Origin of the sequence: Colwellia hornerae (assembly GCF_007954355.1) — a bacterium.
GTDB lineage: Bacteria > Pseudomonadota > Gammaproteobacteria > Enterobacterales > Alteromonadaceae > Colwellia_A > Colwellia_A hornerae.
The window spans coordinates 91,617-108,550 of record NZ_VOLR01000011.1; the positions used below are offsets into that span (position 1 = coordinate 91,617).

A 16,934-nucleotide genomic window follows, 5' to 3' on the forward strand; every position below is an offset into this window, starting at 1 on the left:
ATAAATAATGAGGCGTTTTACTGTGCTTGTTTAGTTAAGCTAAAGAAATTTTAATGGTTATTAGCTAGATACCGTAATTTTCACGGTATGTATTAATGCCGGCTAAACTTTTCGCTAATGCAGGTTGCAAAGCAAGGTTCTCTTCAAGGTAAGTGACAACATCTGCTAAGGTTACAATCGCGATAACTTGCGTACCAAAGTCACGTTCAACTTCTTGAATAGCAGATAACTCACCTTGACCTTTTTCTTGGCGGTCAAGAGCGATTAATACACCTGATAATTCAGCGCCATGGGCTTTAATAATTTCCATTGATTCACGAATAGCGGTACCCGCAGTAATAACGTCGTCAACCAACATTATTTTACCTTGTAAAGGTGAGCCAACTAAGCTGCCACCTTCACCGTGAGTTTTTGCTTCTTTACGGTTAAAGCAATAAGGCATATCCATACCGTGATGATCAGCTAATGCTACTGCTGTGGTAGTTGCAATCGGAATGCCCTTATAAGCTGGACCGAAAAGTAAATCAAACTCGATAGTAGAATCAACGAGTGCCTGTGCGTAAAAACGACCCAAACGTGCTAAATCGCCACCAGTATTGAATAAGCCGGCATTAAAAAAATATGGACTGGTACGGCCTGACTTCAAAGTGAATTCACCAAAGCGTAATACTTCTTTCGCTAGAGCAAATTCAATAAATTCACGTTGATAATCTTTCATCATTATTCCCATTTTAATAAGAGTGTTTAGTTAAGCGCTAACTTTTGTATGTCAAATAGCTCATTAATACTGTCTTTTGCTAAAGCTAGCATGTTGTGCATTTCATCAAAACTAAACGGCGCTTCTTCGGCTGTTCCTTGAATTTCAATCAATTTACCTGTGTCTGTCATAACGACATTCATATCGGTATCGGCAGCAGAATCTTCTGGGTAATCAAGATCTGAAACAGCTTCACCTTTATAAATACCAACAGAAACTGCTGCTATCATGTGTTTTAACGGGTTAGTTTTAATAATATCTTTAGCGCGCATATAATTTAAAGCATCGACTAATGCGACACAAGCACCGGTAATTGAAGCAGTACGTGTTCCACCATCAGCTTGTATAACATCACAATCAACACTAATGGTATTTTCACCTAGGGCTTTTAAATCGACAGCCGCACGCAATGCACGAGCGATTAAACGAGATATTTCTAAGGTACGACCACTTTGTTTACCATTAGCGGCCTCTCTGCGCATACGAGTGTGGGTAGAGCGAGGTAACATGCCATATTCTGCAGTGATCCAACCTTTACCTTGCCCTTTTAAAAAGCGCGGTACACCGACTTCTACCGAGGCAGTACAAATAACTTTGGTGTCGCCAAATTCAATTAATACTGAACCTTCAGCATGAGTAGTAAATTGACGAGTAATGGTTACAGGACGTATTTGACCTGGAGTTCTGCCGCTTGGACGCATGTTGCTATACCTATGGTGAAATAATTGTTGCGCATTATAATCGTTCAGCAACAAATTTGACATAATGACGTGAAAACAATTTGAAATATAGTTAATCTAACTAAGGTCTATTTAGCCGTACTTTACAATATCCTATTTTTTATTGAGTCTATTTATGAAAAGCTTTGCTGTTTTAATGCTTGTTATCTTCACCTCTTTTTTGCTAACAACACCCGCCGCAGCGATTAACGCTGATGATTTACCGAAATACAGTAAAGTCTATGATGACAAAAGTGATCCCTTTAAAGATGCGAATGCGGCAATTAAGCTCGCCCAACAAACTCAGCGCAATGTGCTAATTGAAATTGGCGGCAACTGGTGCACTTGGTGTAAAAAAATGGATGCGTTTTTGGTTGAAAATCCAGAGGTTTATCAAAAGCTTCATAACGAGTTTGTTTTGTTAAAAGTAAGCGTTAGTGACAGTAATGAAAACGAAGCATTTATGAAATCGTTACCACCCGTTTTAGGCTATCCTCATATGTATGTCTCAACAAGCAGCGGTAAAATGATTTTATCAAAAGATACCGCCGAATTGCTCGTTGGTGAACAATATTCTAAAAAACAGTGGTTAGCCTTTCTTAATAAATGGCAAAGCAGTGCGACAAAAGGGTAAATAAATGTCAGTGTCAGCATTAAATAAAATCAACAGCTTTTTTGATAAAAACTATCAAACACCTACGTGGTTATCACATAAATTTTCTCGTCGTAGATTATTGAAATCAGCAGCGGGAGCAACGGCAATCGCTACACTTCCTGCTTTGGCATTCAGTCAAAATGAGAAAGATAAATTACTGGAAACTTTGCAGGCTGATCCTTGGTTAACGCTGAATGCAGTGCTTGACCATTTGCTACCAGAATCGAGCAGTGGCCCAAGTGCGAAACAATTAAACGTTGTTATTTATTTATATAATGTTGTCTATCAACAACCGACAGAAAAAAGTGAAATTGACTTTATCTTTAAAGGTGTTGGTTGGTTAAATGGCTACACACAAAACCAATTACAAAAAACTTTCACTGAATTAAGTACAGTCGAAAAAGAAACCATGTTACGAGGTATTAGCGGCTCGAGAGCGGGAGAAAACTGGCTGAATAATCTATTGGGTTATATTTTTGAAGCCATGCTATCGCCACCTGCTTATGGGGGCAATCCAAAAGGTATGGGGTGGCAATGGTTAGAACACCAAGCGGGCTTCCCATTACCTGAAGTGGGCCAACGTTATTTCGAGTTACCTAAACGGTCAGTGGCCGGTGATAAAAGCGCCAATAACATCATTCAATCAAAAGACCTGTTAGCAAATAAAAAGTTGTCGACAGTTAAGGGAAGTAACAAAGCATGAGTTTTGATATTTGCATAGTCGGCAGTGGTGCTGGGGCCTCACCTGTCGCTTATACGTTAGCGAAAGCGGGTGCTAAAGTATTAATACTGGAAAAAGGTCCGTGGTTAACCGAGAAAGAATTTTTCAAAGATGAATTAGCCATTAGTTTACGTGATTCCTATAACCCAAAACTGGCTGATGAACAGCATGTTATTGAAGAGGAATATCAAACCGCTGACGGAGAAAACTATTGGCAAGGCGAGCCAACAAGTGAATCGGGTTGGAGCTTTTGGAACGGTAATGTTGTCGGTGGCTCATCTAACTTTATGAGCGGTTATTTTCATCGTTTAAAACCCGTAGATTTTAAATTAAAGTCAACCTTTGGTGATATTGAAGGCGCTAATATTGTCGATTGGCCAATCAGCTACGACGAGCTTGAACCTTTTTATGCCCAAGTAGAACGAGATGTTGGTGTCTCGGGGAAAGTTGTTTCACATCCACACCAAGAGCCACGTTCAACGGATTTTCCTTACCCGCCATTAGTTGATCATCAAGTCTCAGACTGGATTGACAAAGCAGCAAAAAATATTGGCTATCATTCAATGCCCGTTCCTCGTGCCATCTTATCGACTCCAGCCATGGGACGAAAAAGCTGCGAATACTCAGGGTATTGTAGTAGTTATGGTTGTTCAACGGGCGCAAAAGGTAGTGGTCGAGCTGCTTTGTTAAACCATGCCGTGGCAACGGGAAATTTAACCATAAAAGCAAATGCTAAGGTTTATCATATAGCGAGTGATGATGAAGGTAAAATATCTGCCATTCATTATTACGACTCACAAGGTCGAGAGCAAACAGCAACAGCAAAAATTTATGTGGTGGCTTGCCAAGCGGTGGAGACATCACGTTTATTACTCGCTTCAAAAGGGAAAAAGTTTCCACAAGGGCTGGCGAACAATAGCGGGCAGGTCGGTAAAAACTTAGTGTTTAGCGGCGGTGGTACCGGCAAGGGTGACTTTTTGTTTGCTGATTTAACCACTGAAAAGCAAGCCCAATTAAAGCAAGTTGGCCCTTTTATAAATCGTGCTTTGCAAGACTGGTATCAAATTGACGATAAAAGTTTCTCTGGTGCTAATCAACAAGGTCAAGCGAAAGGCGGCACCATAGACTTTCTCTTTTATCAAAATCCTATTGCTCGTGCACAAGGGCAACAATTCAATGATGAAAATGAATTGGTGTGGGGCGAGCAATTACAGAAAAACTTAAAAGAAGAATTTACCTCCTATAAAACCTTACGTTTTGAAGTCTTTAATGACTGGTTACCCACCGACGATTGTTTTGTTAGTTTAGACACGGAAGTCACCGACAAATGGGGGCAAGCCGTTGCCAAGGTAAGAATTGGCGCACACCAGCACGATATGGTGGTTGGAGAGTATCTCGCTAAGAAAGGCGAGAAGTTGCTTGAAAGTATGGGCGCAAAAAATATTACTAGCTCTGTAAGTAGCTACCCACCAACAAACTTAATGGCTGGAGGTTGCCGGTTCGGTAATGACCCCAAAACCTCAGTATTGAATAAATACTGCCAAGCCCATGAAGTCAATAATTTATATGTTACCGATGGCTCATTTATGCCCACAGGGGGCAGTGTGCCTTACACATTTACCATTTATGCCAATGCCTTTCGAGTTGCAGAGCATATTAAACACCGTTGGCAGGAGTCTATTATTTAGTCATTTTTTTATTAGGAGAGCGCTGAAAGGGGATAAAGGTATTCCCTTTTAGCTGTGTGATGATTAGATGCTAACGAGGAGATAAACTTTTCAATGGCTAATTGATAAGTCTGATCTGAATTCGCTATTGCCACGTATTATTAATGGTTGTAAGAACAACCCAGTGTAATAAATTGCTAATCACAGCCAATATCATTATTACACTCAATGATTTTGTTCGAAATTGAGGAGTAATACAGTATTGTTAGCACATAAACCGTTGGGCATTATATTTGATCTCGACAACACCTTGGTCTCTTCATCTTTAGATTTTGACAGTATAAGAGCTTCTTTAGGTTGTCCGAAAGGCATAGATTTATTAGACTTTATTGATGCTTTACCCGCAAATCATCAAGTCGAAGCTAATGAGCTAGTAATAGAGTATGAAATTAATGATGCTCTGACGGCAAAGAAGTTGGCGGGCACCGACCAAATTTTAACTTTGTTAGCTGAGTTATCTTTACCTTGCGCGATTGTTACCAGAAATTGTCGACAAGCAGCGACGATAAAAATCAAAAATAATGATATCGATATAGCGATATTATTAACCAGAGAAGACCACAAAGCTAAACCGGCTCCTGATGCGTTATTACATTTAGCCGAGCTGTGGCAGATAGCCCCGGAAAACTTATTATATGTTGGTGACTATTTATATGATTTGCAAGCGGCGCAAAATGCCAACACCATGTCTTGCCTTATCAATTATGGTATAACAGCAAGCTATGAAAAGTTGGCAGATGTTGTCGTTCATGACCTCAATGAATTAAGCGAGACAATTAAGCAAGTCTCTCTTGTTGAACATGGATAATGGAGTCATCTGCAGTGTATATGCTTTACCATAGGTCTGCATGCGCATTAAATTGTTAATTACTTATTTTCAAGTAATCTTGTAAGGCATGATACTTGTTCGCTTAATACGGTAACTTGCTTTTCTAGATCTGCTACTCTTTGCTCTAGAATAGGCTGATTTTCAGATGATATATCGTCCAGTTTGACGGTGCTAATCTCAGCTAATTGAGCTTCATCGGTACCTGAAAGTAAATGCACGTAGCGAGAATCTCGCTTGCCAGGCTCTCGCGCTAGTTTTTTGACCAATATCTTACCGTTTAAATTTTGCAACTGATGCAAAGTCGTTTCAACTTCACTGACATCGGTAAAGTCAGCCAAACGATTGGTCCGAGTTCTCAACTCTCCCGGAGTTTGCGGGCCTCTTAGCAATAACACACAAATAATGGCTTTTTGCTGGCGGGTAAATTTTAAATGACCAAACTCAGTATCACAGAAACGATGAAAATATTTATTAACTCTTACGGACGCTTTTCGATCTACCATTAATTGATTCATTTCTACCAATTCATCAACTAAGTTTTGCACATCACTTTCAGAAAAACTCGTTACCGGCTCACGGTTACTTTTTTGATTACAGCCTAGGGTAATACCATTTAATGACAGTGGATATTGTTCAGGTGTTGTGGTTTCTTTTTCAAGCATTACGCCAATAATGCGGCATTGCTCAGCGGATAGTGTGATCATATTTAAAGTTCCCTGACAAAAATCTTTGCTGATGTTATAGCAAGCTATGTCTATATTTACTATGTTAAGTTGCTTTATCAGCTATAAAAAAAGCCATAGTTTGCTATGGCTTTTGAAAGAATAAATCTACTTAACTATTATTCTATATTCGCGATCTGCTCACGCATTTGCTCGATAAGTACTTTTAGTTCAACGGCAGCATTGGTGATATCAACATTAATTGATTTAGAACCTAAGGTATTCGCTTCACGATTAAATTCTTGCATCATAAAATCTAAACGACGACCTTGTGCACCACCTTTTTTAAGAATGCTTCTTGTCTCTTTAACATGGCTAAAGAGGCGATCAATTTCTTCATCAACATCCATTTTTTGCGCAAGTAAGACTAGCTCTTGTTCAACACGGCTTGAATCAAGCTCAATTTTCGCGTCGGTGAATTTATCGGTGATCCGCTTACGTTGCCAGGCGATAATTTCTGGCATAAATGCTTTTACTTTGTCTGACTGTTCAACAATACCTTCAAGACGTTGTTCAAGTAATACTTTTAAGTTTTCTCCTTCACTTGTCCGAGCATCGATAAAGTCTTTTAACGCTTGTTCAAAGCCTTCCAATATTTCTTTTTGAATACTGGTCATATCTGCTTCTTCAGCTTCCATGACACCAGGCCAGCGCATTATTTCTAAAGGATTTAATTGGCTATTAAGTGTTTGCTCGTTGATCCAACTTGCATGCTGCAGCAGTTGTTCAGCTAAACCTTTATTAAGTGACAAATTGTTTTTTGCTGATGGGTTAGCATTGAAACGAAGGCTACACTCGACTTTGCCACGGTTTAACTGTTTGCGAAAACGTTCTCGTAAGGCGGGTTCAATGCTACGAAACTGTTCTGGTAAGCGGAAATGAGTTTCCAAAAATCGTTGATTTACAGAGCGAATTTCCCAAACTGCATTGCCCCAATCTCCTTTTACTTCAAAGCGAGAGAAAGCCGTCATACTGTGGATCATATTGTTGTCCGTTAACTGAATGTAAAATTAAGGTAATTATGCCAAACGTGCAATCAGGTAGCTAGTATATTTTTAAGCGCTTAAAGAATGAACTTTTATTTATACTAAGCTAACAATTATTAATATAATTTCCATTTTTCTTTAATTTTTGCAAGTTGACCATTGGTTACTAACTGTTGAAATGCCGCTTGATATTTTTTTATTAATGTTGGTGCAGTCTCAAGACTAAAGGCAATACTGAGTTTATTATTTAAAGCGGCTACTTCGTGTAATCTTTGTAGTTTATTAAAGTCATAGCCGAGGTTTTTAGCCCTTGTTTCTATGGTGATTTGTGTCGCTAGTATTAGATCAACTCTATCGATAAATAACATATCCATATTTTGTCGCTCGTTAGCGAGTTGATAAATATTGGAGAAGCCTTGAGCGATTAAATACTGTGCTGAGTTAGAGTTTCTAGAAACAGCAATCTTAAGGTTTTTTAATGCCGCTACTTTATAGTTAGCTTTCGTGTAATGTTTTTTTAATCCCCAAAAGTATAAGCGTTCTTCTTTAAGTGCACCAATCCAATGAAATTTTTTATTTCTAAGTTTTGTTCGAGCAATAGAGTAAATTAAAATATTAGGGTTATTAAGTGCAACCTCGTATGCCCTTGCCCAAGGCATTATTTGAATCTTAGGATGGTCTTTAGTTATTTTAAATAATGCTGCGACTACATCGGGAGAAAAACCACCCAAGCTACCATCGGAATTTTTAATTTGATAAGGCTCTAAATACTCGGTAACAACCTCTATTTCATCAGTCTTACCTTCAAAGGGTATCAATGAAAAGAAAAAATTTATTGTTAAAATAGCGATATAGTTTTTATAAAATTTAATCATATATACATTTTTAGTATCCGCACCGTACTTGGTCATAATACTATTTATAAACCTTAACTAAGATTTTTATTTTATCTTTATCAATATAGCTCACTTTATTTGAACGGGTGGTTATATTATTAAATTTAGGCATAAAAAAAGCAGCCTAGGCTGCTTTTTAAAATAAACATCAAATATAGTTAACTCAGTACGAAGTCTAAAATGCCAATCGCCGCTTTTCGACCCTGATCAACGGCCGTAACAACAAGGTCTGAACCTAGTACCATATCACCGCCAGCAAAAATATTTTGCTTAGTGGTTTGTAAGGCAAACTCGCTATTATCAGCGGCTAAAACTAGTCCACGTTTATCTATTTCAACGCCGGCATCTTTCATCCATTGTGGTGGGCTAGGTAAGAAACCAAAAGCAATGACGACCGCGTCAGCTTCCATAATAAACTCACTACCTGCTATCGGTTCTGGACTTCTTCTGCCTTTCGCATCCGCAACACCTAGTTGAGTTTTTACAAATTTAACACCACAGGCTTTACCATCTTTATCAATAGCAATATCAAGAGGTTGTATGTTAAATTGAAAGTTAACACCTTCTTCCTTAGCATTTTGAACTTCACGTGGTGAACCTGGCATGTTGGCTTCGTCACGACGATAAGCACAGGTCACTTCGGTAGCACTTTGACGAATTGAGGTACGTACACAATCCATTGCCGTATCACCACCACCGAGTACAATGACTTTCTTATTTTCAAAACTGACAAAGGGTTTAGCATTTTCAGTAATTTTCATTAGGTTCTGCGTATTACCAATTAAGAAATCAAGTGCGGTATAAACACCAGCAGCGCCTTCGTGTTCAAAGCCACCGGTCATATCCGTGTAGGTACCGAGTGCTAAAAATACTGCGTCGTATTCTTCACTTAATGAATCAATGGTTATATCAACACCGACATTAACATTTAATCGAAATTCAATGCCCATGCCTTCAAAGATTTCACGACGCGTTTGAATAACATCTTTTTCAAGTTTGAACGATGGAATACCAAAAGTTAGCAAACCCCCTATTTGAGCATGTTTGTCGTAAACAACAGCGTCGATACCATTACGTGTTAGAACGTCAGCACAAGATAAACCGGCAGGGCCAGCACCAATCACAGCAACACGTTTGTTCACTTTTACTACGTCCGATAAGTCAGGTTTCCACCCTTGTGCAAACGCAGTATCGGTAATGTATTTCTCAATATTACCAATAGTAACAGCACCAAAATCTTCGTTTAACGTACAGGCAGACTCACAGAGTCTGTCTTGTGGGCAAACACGGCCACACATTTCTGGTAAGCTATTGGTTTGATGACATAAGTCAGCAGCTTCAAAAATCTTACCTTCGGTAACTAACTCTAGCCATTGTGGAATATAATTGTGCACGGGACACTGCCACTCACAATAGGGATTACCACAATCTAAACAACGGTCTGCTTGGCCAGCACTTTGGTCGGTACCCAATGGCTGATAGATCTCAACAAAATTTATTTTACGTTGTTCAATCGCTTTTTTAGGCGGATCGATGCGCTTAACATCGATAAATTGATAAACATTTTTACTCATACTGTGTTTCCTTAACTCGCATTCTCGACACGACTACTGTGCTTGAACGCGAAGTTCAGCAGATGAACGACTACGATGACCTAATAAGGTTTTAACATCGGTTGCCGTAGGTTTAACTAATTTAAATCGCGGTGCGTAGGCATCAAAGTCAGCTAATATTTCTTGAGCGCGCGCACTGCCTGTTTCATCAAAATGTTGATTAATAATTCCGCGTAAATGTTCTTGATGAATAGTCAGGTCACTTATTGGTAATAACTCGATTGATTCGCTATTTAAGCGAATATCTAAATCATCAGACTCATCAAACACATAAGCAAAACCACCGGTCATACCTGCACCAAAGTTTACACCGACTTGGCCCAAAATGGTCACTATGCCACCCGTCATGTATTCACAAGCGTGATCACCTGTGCCTTCAATAACGGCATGAGCACCCGAGTTACGCACAGCAAAGCGCTCACCCGCACGGCCACAGCCATAAAGTCTGCCACCGGTTGCGCCGTATAAACAAGTATTACCCATGATCATGGTTTTATGACTTAAATACTCAACACCTTTAGGTGGTTTGATAGTTAGCTTACCGCCAGTCATTCCTTTACCAACGTAATCATTGGCATCACCGGTCAGGGTCATTTCTAAGCCACCAGCATTCCAAACACCAAAACTTTGGCCAGCGGTGCCATTAAGATAAATTTTAATAGGAGATGACGCCATACCTTGGTCACCATGATGACGAGCAATTTCACCCGATAATGATGCACCGACAGAGCGATCAGTGTTTTGTATAGAAAAACGGAACTCACCGCCTGCGCTATGCGAAACAGCATCAGTACAAGCCGCCAATATTTCTTTATTCAACACGCCTTTGTCAAAAGGATTATTTCCTTCTGTTTGATAAAGAGCCGTATCAGCACCCGCTACAACGGGTGCAATAATTGGCGATAAATCTAATTTTTGCTGTTTAGCTGTTAAACCTGTTAGTTGAACTAGTAGGTCGGTTCGACCAATTATCGCGGTTAAGCTTTCAACGCCTAAACGGGCTAAAATTTCACGCACCTCTTGGGCAATAAACTTAAAGTAGTTCATTACTTGCTCAGGTAAACCTTTAAAGAATTTTTCACGTAAAACATCGTCTTGTGTTGCAACACCTGTAGCACAATTATTTAAATGACAGATACGTAAGAATTTACAGCCCAGAGTGACCATAGGCGCGGTACCAAAACCAAAGCTTTCTGCACCTAAAATTGCTGCTTTAACAATATCGATACCGGTTTTTAATCCGCCATCAACTTGTAAACGTACCTTATGACGTAAACCGTTAGTCACTAATGACTGGTGTGCTTCGGCTAAACCTAACTCCCATGGACAACCGGCATACTTAACCGAACTCAATGGACTAGCTGCAGTACCACCGTCGTAACCTGAAATGGTAATAAAATCGGCGTAAGCTTTAGCAACGCCAGAAGCGATAGTGCCAACACCAGGTCCTGAAACCAGTTTTACTGAAATCACCGCTTTAGGGTTAACTTGTTTTAAATCGAAAATAAGCTGAGCTAAATCTTCAATTGAATAAATATCATGATGTGGTGGTGGAGAAATCAAGGTCACACCGGGTACTGAAAAGCGCAACTTAGCAATTAACGGTGAAACTTTATCACCGGGTAATTGACCACCTTCACCGGGCTTTGCGCCTTGAGCGACTTTTATTTGTAGTACATCGGCATTAACTAAGTAATGCGGTGTCACTCCAAATCGGCCCGAAGCAATTTGTTTGATACGTGAATTTTTTACAGTACCAAAGCGGCGTTCGTCTTCACCCCCTTCACCTGAATTTGAATAACCGCCCAAACGGTTCATGGCAATTGCCAATGCTTCATGCGCTTCAGGACTTAATGCACCAATAGACATAGCGGCACTATCAAAGCGTTTAAACATTTCAGTATCAGGTTCTACTTTGCTGATATCAATCGCTTGGGTATCTTCTTTAAAGCCCAATAAGTCACGTAACGTTGCTACTGGTCGATTATTTACTTGATCAGCAAACAGGCGATAATCGGCATAATCGCCAGATTGAACTGCTTTTTGTAGGTAAGTCACAACATCAGGGTTATAAGCGTGGTATTCACCGCCATGTACATACTTAAGTAAGCCACCGTGATTAACTTTTTGATGTGCTAAAAAGGCTTTGCGAGCAAGGTTAATGTTGTCTTGTTCTATATCTGAAAAATCAGCGCCTTGAATACGACTCGGTAAATCAGGGAAACATATTTGCATGATATTTTGATGCAAACCAATAATTTCAAACAAACCTGCACAACGATAGCTGGCGATTGTTGAAATACCCATTTTAGATAATATTTTCAACAAGCCTTTATTGATGCCATCACGATAGTTCATTACGGCTTGGCGAGCGGTTAATTCAATTTGCCCTTGCTCAACTAATTGTTCAATGGTTTCAAAAGCAAGGTAAGGATAAACAGCGGTGGCGCCTAAACCCAATAACACAGCAAAGTGATGTGAATCTCTTGCTGATGCCGTTTCAACAATAATATTTGAGTCACAACGTAATTGTGTTTCAACTAAGCGTTGTTGTACTGCACCAACGGCCATCGCTGCGGGTATAGGTAACAAGCCTTTATCAATTTTGCGATCTGAAAGTACTAAGATAACGGTGTTTTTATCACGAACTAAGGTCTCGGCTTCATCACATAAACGGATAATAGCCGCTTCTAAACCTTCTTCTGTGGGGTAGTTTAAGTTGAGTGTGTCGCTGCGGTAATGCTCAGGGTCAAGTTCACGTAGCTGCTTTAATCCGGTGTACATTAAGATAGGTGTGGCGAATAAAATTCTGTCAGCATGCCCCGTTGTTTCGTTAAAGACATTATGTTCACGACCAATACAGGTACCCAGTGACATAACATAGCGTTCACGTAATGGATCAATCGGCGGATTTGTTACCTGGGCAAATTGCTGGCGGAAATAATCATAAATTGTACGAGGTTGACTTGAAAGTACTGCCATTGGGGTGTCGTCACCCATAGATCCAGTCGCTTCCATGCCATTTTCAGCCAACGTTTTCACAATTTGATGAATTTCTTCGTAACTGTAATTAAACATTTTATGGTATTGCGATATGCCTTTATCATCAAATATACGCTTACCAATTAGTTCGGCATCGAGTTGATGAAAGGGCACTAAACGGCGGATGTTTTTGTCCAACCATTCACGGTAAGGGTGGCGAACTTTTAGTTCTTCATCAATATCGGTAGAAGTGAATATTTTGCCGGTGTAAGTATCAATGGCAAGCATTTCACCTGGACCAACGCGACCCTTTTCAACCACTTCATCTTCACCATAATCCCAAATACCTACTTCAGAGGCAAGGGTGATAAAACCATCACGAGTAATAACATAACGAGCAGGACGCAAGCCGTTTCTATCTAAATTACAGGCAACATGACGACCATTGGTAACCACAACACCGGCTGGACCGTCCCATGGTTCCATGTGCATAGAGTTAAATTCGTAAAACGCTTTTAGGTCTTCATCCATTAACGGGCTATTTTGCCAAGCAGGAGGCATTAACAAACGCATACCTCGGTATAAATCCATACCGCCAGCAAGGAATAATTCAAGCATGTTATCGAGTGAAGATGAGTCAGAACCACTTTCATTAACAAAGGGCGCTGCATCTTGAAGATCGGGTAATAAAGGTGATTTGAATATGTGGGTACGTGCACGACTCCACTGTCGATTGCCTTTAATTGTATTAATTTCACCATTATGAGCTAAGTAACGAAAAGGCTGTGCTAAGTGCCATTGCGGAGAAGTATTGGTTGAAAAGCGTTGATGAAAAACACAAATGGCCGTTTGCATGCGAATATCAGCAAGATCTAAATAAAAGTTTGGTAAATCTACCGGCATCATTAAGCCTTTATAGATAGTGACCAAACACGATAAACTCGCCACATAAAAAACGCTATCATCAATGCGTTTTTCTGCACGACGACGTGCCATAAATAAGCGGCGTTCTAAATCTCGGTTTCTCCAGCCAGGAGGAGCATTAACAAAAATTTGCTCTAATTGCGGCATGTTATTGACTGCCGTCTCACCTAACATAGAAGTATCAGTAGGCACTATGCGCCAGCCAATAAGGGTTAGGGTTTCACGCGCTAACTCTTCTTCAAGAATTTTTTTACTTAACTCGGCTTGAATAGGATCAGGATTGAGGAAAATCATGCCTACAGCGTATTTTCGGCCCAGCTTCCAGTTGTTTTCTTCGGCAATAGCTCGAAAGAAAGTATCAGGTTTTTGCATCAACAAGCCACAACCGTCGCCCGTTTTACCATCAGCAGCAATGCCGCCACGATGTTGCATGCGGTCAAGGGCATGAATTGCCGTTTTTACCAGTTTATGACTTGCTTCACCTTGTTGGTGAGCAATTAAGCCAAATCCGCAGTTGTCTTTTTGAACGCTGTGATCGTAAAGCATGATGTTATTTTCTCCTCAAGAAATAACCACTTGAGCACAGAGAATATGTTAAAGGAATAAAGTTATACAAATAATGCATAAATACTCTGTTTTCACTCAGGTGGAACCCTTCACATTAAACACTTATAGATAAAAGGTCAATCAAAATAGAGTATTTGCTCGTAGTTTTTATACATTAATCCAACTTGTTGTTTTTATTCGTTATTTGTTGCGACTGTTGGTTTTTCTGATTTAATTGAAGATTTTTTGAGGTGTTATCAATTGCTTTTGGCGAGTTGAGAATGATTTTTGTTTACTTTGTTGTAATTTAATTACATTTTTATTTTTTCTGATGAGAGATGTTGAGTCATGTTGATTTTCACAATTATTCATCTTTTATTCATTGGTGTATATACAAGATGGCCGCTAGGTACTGAAAATTCATCAATAAAAAAGCCAGTAAATATTACTGGCTTTGCTCGCTATTGATTTTTATCTAGATTAATATCAATAGTTTATGGTTGGTAACCACCTTCAATACCTTTAGTGGTAATACTTACTGCATCGTGGGCATGTAAAGATTCAAGGTGGTTGATGCGCAGCCAAAAGTCATCATATTCAGCGGTGTTATTCATTGCGTGTTGTAAACGACGAGCGGCGTCTTCGCAAAACATTAAGTTTTGGCCATTAAGTAACGCAAACTCTTGTTCGTCTTCTCTCTTCACAGCAGCTTGAACGGGTGTCTTTAAACAACCTTCAATAATATCGACCAATGCAGTAATAGGGAATTCACTAGTGTTAGCATTTAATTTTACTTTTAATTCAGCAACAGAACGTTGGCTATGAGGCGTAGCAACAATACCTTCCGTTGTGCCAAGCCATTCGTGAATCGAATCTAAATCGGCATCTTGATCGTGAAATTTTGCTTTAAAAGCTTTTTGAATTAACTGTCGAGCAAGGGCTGCAGAACAAGGACAAGTCGATGAATATCTCACATCAACAGCTAGCTCAATATCGACTTTTCCCTTATTTAAGCGACCTGTTAATGTTACTGGGTAGGCTTTCCAGCCTTGTTTACCACTGATTAATGATTTTCTTCTTAGGTGATAATCAAAGCGGAACTGAACTTTAGCATTATCGCTAAGGTCGTGGTGGCTACTGATAAAACCATCGAGTAAAGTGACCAAGCTTTGAAAGTCTAAAGTATTACTGGTTGAAAGTTCATCAAGCAATAAATACAAGCGAGACATATGAATGCCTTTTGCTTGTGGTTCTTTTAAGTTTACAAACGCGTCAATAAAAGCAGAAACCATTCGCTCATTTTCACCTTGCGAAGCAACCATCATCGGCATTTCTATATTACTCATTCCAACCCAATCTAGGGTACCTTCGGTTTGAGCTGTGGTGTGATTGGCGATATCAGGCATTAATGTGGACATTTCTACTCCAGTATTTCTAACACGTTATGCAAAGGGCTTTTTGAAACTTCAGTACATAACAAACTTATTAAGGGCGCGTATTCTAACGCATATTTCTTTGCAGATATAGCAGCAGTTCTTTTTTAAGTCGCTTAACAAGATAAGTTATTGAAAGGCTCTATATTCATCAAGTTTTATGCTTTTTAAATGACTTTGAAGCAATGTAAATGAAAGGCATTTGTTTAATGACATCGGCGTTGATATTGTTACAATGAAGAAAATTACGCCGCAATAAATATAATTAAAGGTAGGTTTTGTGAATAATACCGAACAGTTAGATGTTAATTTATTAGATGGATATTTGGACAGTTTAGGGCAAGATATTGTCCAACAGATGTTGGATTTATATGTTGATCAATCAAAGACCTATATCGAAGAAATTATCGATTCAATTGCACAAGAGTCACAAGCATTATGGCAAGAACGCTGTCATAAAATGAAAGGTGCTACTGGCAGTGTTGGCTTGTTAGCCGCTCATGCGAAGTTGGTGGCAATAGAAAAGCTACCAGGGCAATGGCCAGAAAAATCAGTATATATCTCTGAATTGAATGAGATAAATAACCATGCCGTTACTGCTTTTGAAACATGGTTAGCATCAAAATAGCCATTGAATTAAGATAATTAAAAAGGGGAAGCAATTATTGCTTCCCCTTTTTTAATTATTTATTGTTAAAGTGCTTAATCAACGGAGCCGATAAAACGATATCCTTCACCGTGAATAGTATTAATTAATTCAGCAGCATCGGGTACTGACTCAAAATGTTTGCGTAAACGCCTGATCGTTACATCGACGGTACGATCATTTGAGCGAAGGTCGCGGCCGGTCATCTCTTTAATCAATTGCTGGCGAGTAACAATTTGGCCAGTGTTTTCAATTAACAAGCGTAAAGCGCGATATTCACCACGTGGTATAGATAAAACCTGTCCGTCAGGTGCAGTCATCTTTCTTGAATTACCATCGAGTGACCATTTATTGAAAGTGATCACTGCTTTTTCAATTTCATTCTTTGTCTGACCAATTCGGTTAAGAATGTTTCGCGCTCTAATTGTTAATTCACGTGGATTAAACGGCTTTGTTAAATAGTCATCAGCACCAATTTCTAAACCAAGTATCTTATCTATATCGCTATCACGACCGGTAAGAAATATTAACCCTAACTCATTGTTGCTGGTTAATTCTCTTGCTAATAACAAGCCATTTTTACCTGGAAGGTTGATATCCATAATGACTAAATTAATGGTGTTATTTTGTAATTGAGTATCCATGCTCTCACCGTCTGTAGCCTCTGATACTTGATAGCCTTCTGCTTCAAACAAGTTACGTAGGTTAAAGCGTGTAACATCTTCGTCTTCTACGATAAGTATGTGAGGTTTTTGCATGTTTTTTTTTCCATTCTTTA

The 16,934-nt window shown here is 39.3% G+C and carries 14 protein-coding genes; 5 read left to right on the forward strand and 9 right to left on the reverse strand.

Annotation, left to right across the window (positions count from 1 at the left end):
* Positions 1-64: 64 nt before the first annotated feature.
* A complete protein-coding gene (gene pyrE / locus ESZ26_RS09460; protein ID WP_146796857.1) occupies positions 65-718 on the reverse strand; it encodes an orotate phosphoribosyltransferase in 654 nt (217 codons plus the stop codon).
* Positions 719-744: 26 nt separating this feature from the next.
* Positions 745-1,458: a ribonuclease PH gene (gene rph, locus ESZ26_RS09465; RefSeq protein ID WP_146796859.1), complete on the reverse strand. Its 714-nt coding sequence runs from the start codon at positions 1,456-1,458 to the stop codon at positions 745-747.
* Between the two features lie 154 nt (positions 1,459-1,612).
* On the opposite strand from rph, the gene ESZ26_RS09470 reads away from it, so the two are divergent.
* The 4 genes from ESZ26_RS09470 (at position 1,613) to ESZ26_RS09485 (ending at position 5,387) form a co-directional block, all read left to right on the forward strand.
* The gene (locus tag ESZ26_RS09470; RefSeq protein ID WP_146796861.1) at positions 1,613-2,110 is read left to right on the forward strand and encodes a thioredoxin family protein; all 498 of its coding nucleotides are present in this window, start codon (positions 1,613-1,615) and stop codon (positions 2,108-2,110) included.
* A gap of 4 nt (positions 2,111-2,114) precedes the next feature.
* Positions 2,115-2,834 (forward strand): gluconate 2-dehydrogenase subunit 3 family protein, encoded by a 720-nt coding sequence (locus ESZ26_RS09475; RefSeq protein ID WP_223271592.1) that lies wholly within the window; start codon positions 2,115-2,117, stop codon positions 2,832-2,834.
* Positions 2,831-4,540 (forward strand): GMC family oxidoreductase, encoded by a 1,710-nt coding sequence (locus ESZ26_RS09480; RefSeq protein WP_146796864.1) that lies wholly within the window; start codon positions 2,831-2,833, stop codon positions 4,538-4,540. The genes ESZ26_RS09475 and ESZ26_RS09480 overlap by 4 nt, the downstream gene beginning before the upstream one ends.
* A 241-nt stretch (positions 4,541-4,781) precedes the next feature.
* Complete coding sequence (locus ESZ26_RS09485) at positions 4,782-5,387, forward strand: HAD family hydrolase (RefSeq protein WP_146796866.1); 606 nt, start codon at positions 4,782-4,784, stop codon at positions 5,385-5,387.
* Between the two features lie 59 nt (positions 5,388-5,446).
* Here ESZ26_RS09485 and ESZ26_RS09490 read toward each other — a convergent pair whose 3' ends face one another.
* The 6 genes from ESZ26_RS09490 to folE2 form a co-directional block, all read right to left on the reverse strand.
* Positions 5,447-6,112, reverse strand: coding sequence for a YceH family protein (locus ESZ26_RS09490; protein ID WP_146796869.1), 666 nt, complete (start codon positions 6,110-6,112; stop codon positions 5,447-5,449).
* 137 nt (positions 6,113-6,249) lie between these two features.
* On the reverse strand, positions 6,250-7,113 hold the full coding sequence (locus ESZ26_RS09495) for a YicC/YloC family endoribonuclease (RefSeq protein WP_146796871.1): 864 nt from the start codon (positions 7,111-7,113) through the stop codon (positions 6,250-6,252).
* Between the two features lie 119 nt (positions 7,114-7,232).
* Positions 7,233-7,991 carry a substrate-binding periplasmic protein gene (locus ESZ26_RS09500; protein ID WP_170246344.1) on the reverse strand — a complete coding sequence of 253 codons (759 nt, stop codon included), beginning with the start codon at positions 7,989-7,991 and terminating at the stop codon, positions 7,233-7,235.
* Between the two features lie 179 nt (positions 7,992-8,170).
* A complete protein-coding gene (locus ESZ26_RS09505; RefSeq protein ID WP_146796877.1) occupies positions 8,171-9,586 on the reverse strand; it encodes an FAD-dependent oxidoreductase in 1,416 nt (471 codons plus the stop codon).
* A 33-nt stretch (positions 9,587-9,619) separates the two neighbouring features.
* Entirely contained in the window at positions 9,620-14,080 is a 4,461-nt protein-coding gene (gene gltB / locus ESZ26_RS09510; protein ID WP_146796880.1) for a glutamate synthase large subunit, read from the reverse strand.
* Between the two features lie 491 nt (positions 14,081-14,571).
* On the reverse strand, positions 14,572-15,495 hold the full coding sequence (gene folE2, locus ESZ26_RS09515) for a GTP cyclohydrolase FolE2 (RefSeq protein ID WP_146796883.1): 924 nt from the start codon (positions 15,493-15,495) through the stop codon (positions 14,572-14,574).
* Between the two features lie 295 nt (positions 15,496-15,790).
* Here folE2 and ESZ26_RS09520 point away from each other — a divergent pair, with 295 nt between their 5' ends.
* Positions 15,791-16,138 carry an Hpt domain-containing protein gene (locus ESZ26_RS09520; protein ID WP_146796886.1) on the forward strand — a complete coding sequence of 116 codons (348 nt, stop codon included), beginning with the start codon at positions 15,791-15,793 and terminating at the stop codon, positions 16,136-16,138.
* Positions 16,139-16,212: 74 nt separating this feature from the next.
* Here the strand turns inward: ESZ26_RS09520 and arcA are convergent, their stop codons facing one another.
* Positions 16,213-16,914, reverse strand: a complete 702-nt coding sequence (arcA, locus tag ESZ26_RS09525; protein WP_146796889.1) for a two-component system response regulator ArcA — start codon at positions 16,912-16,914, stop codon at positions 16,213-16,215.
* Positions 16,915-16,934 lie beyond the last annotated feature (20 nt).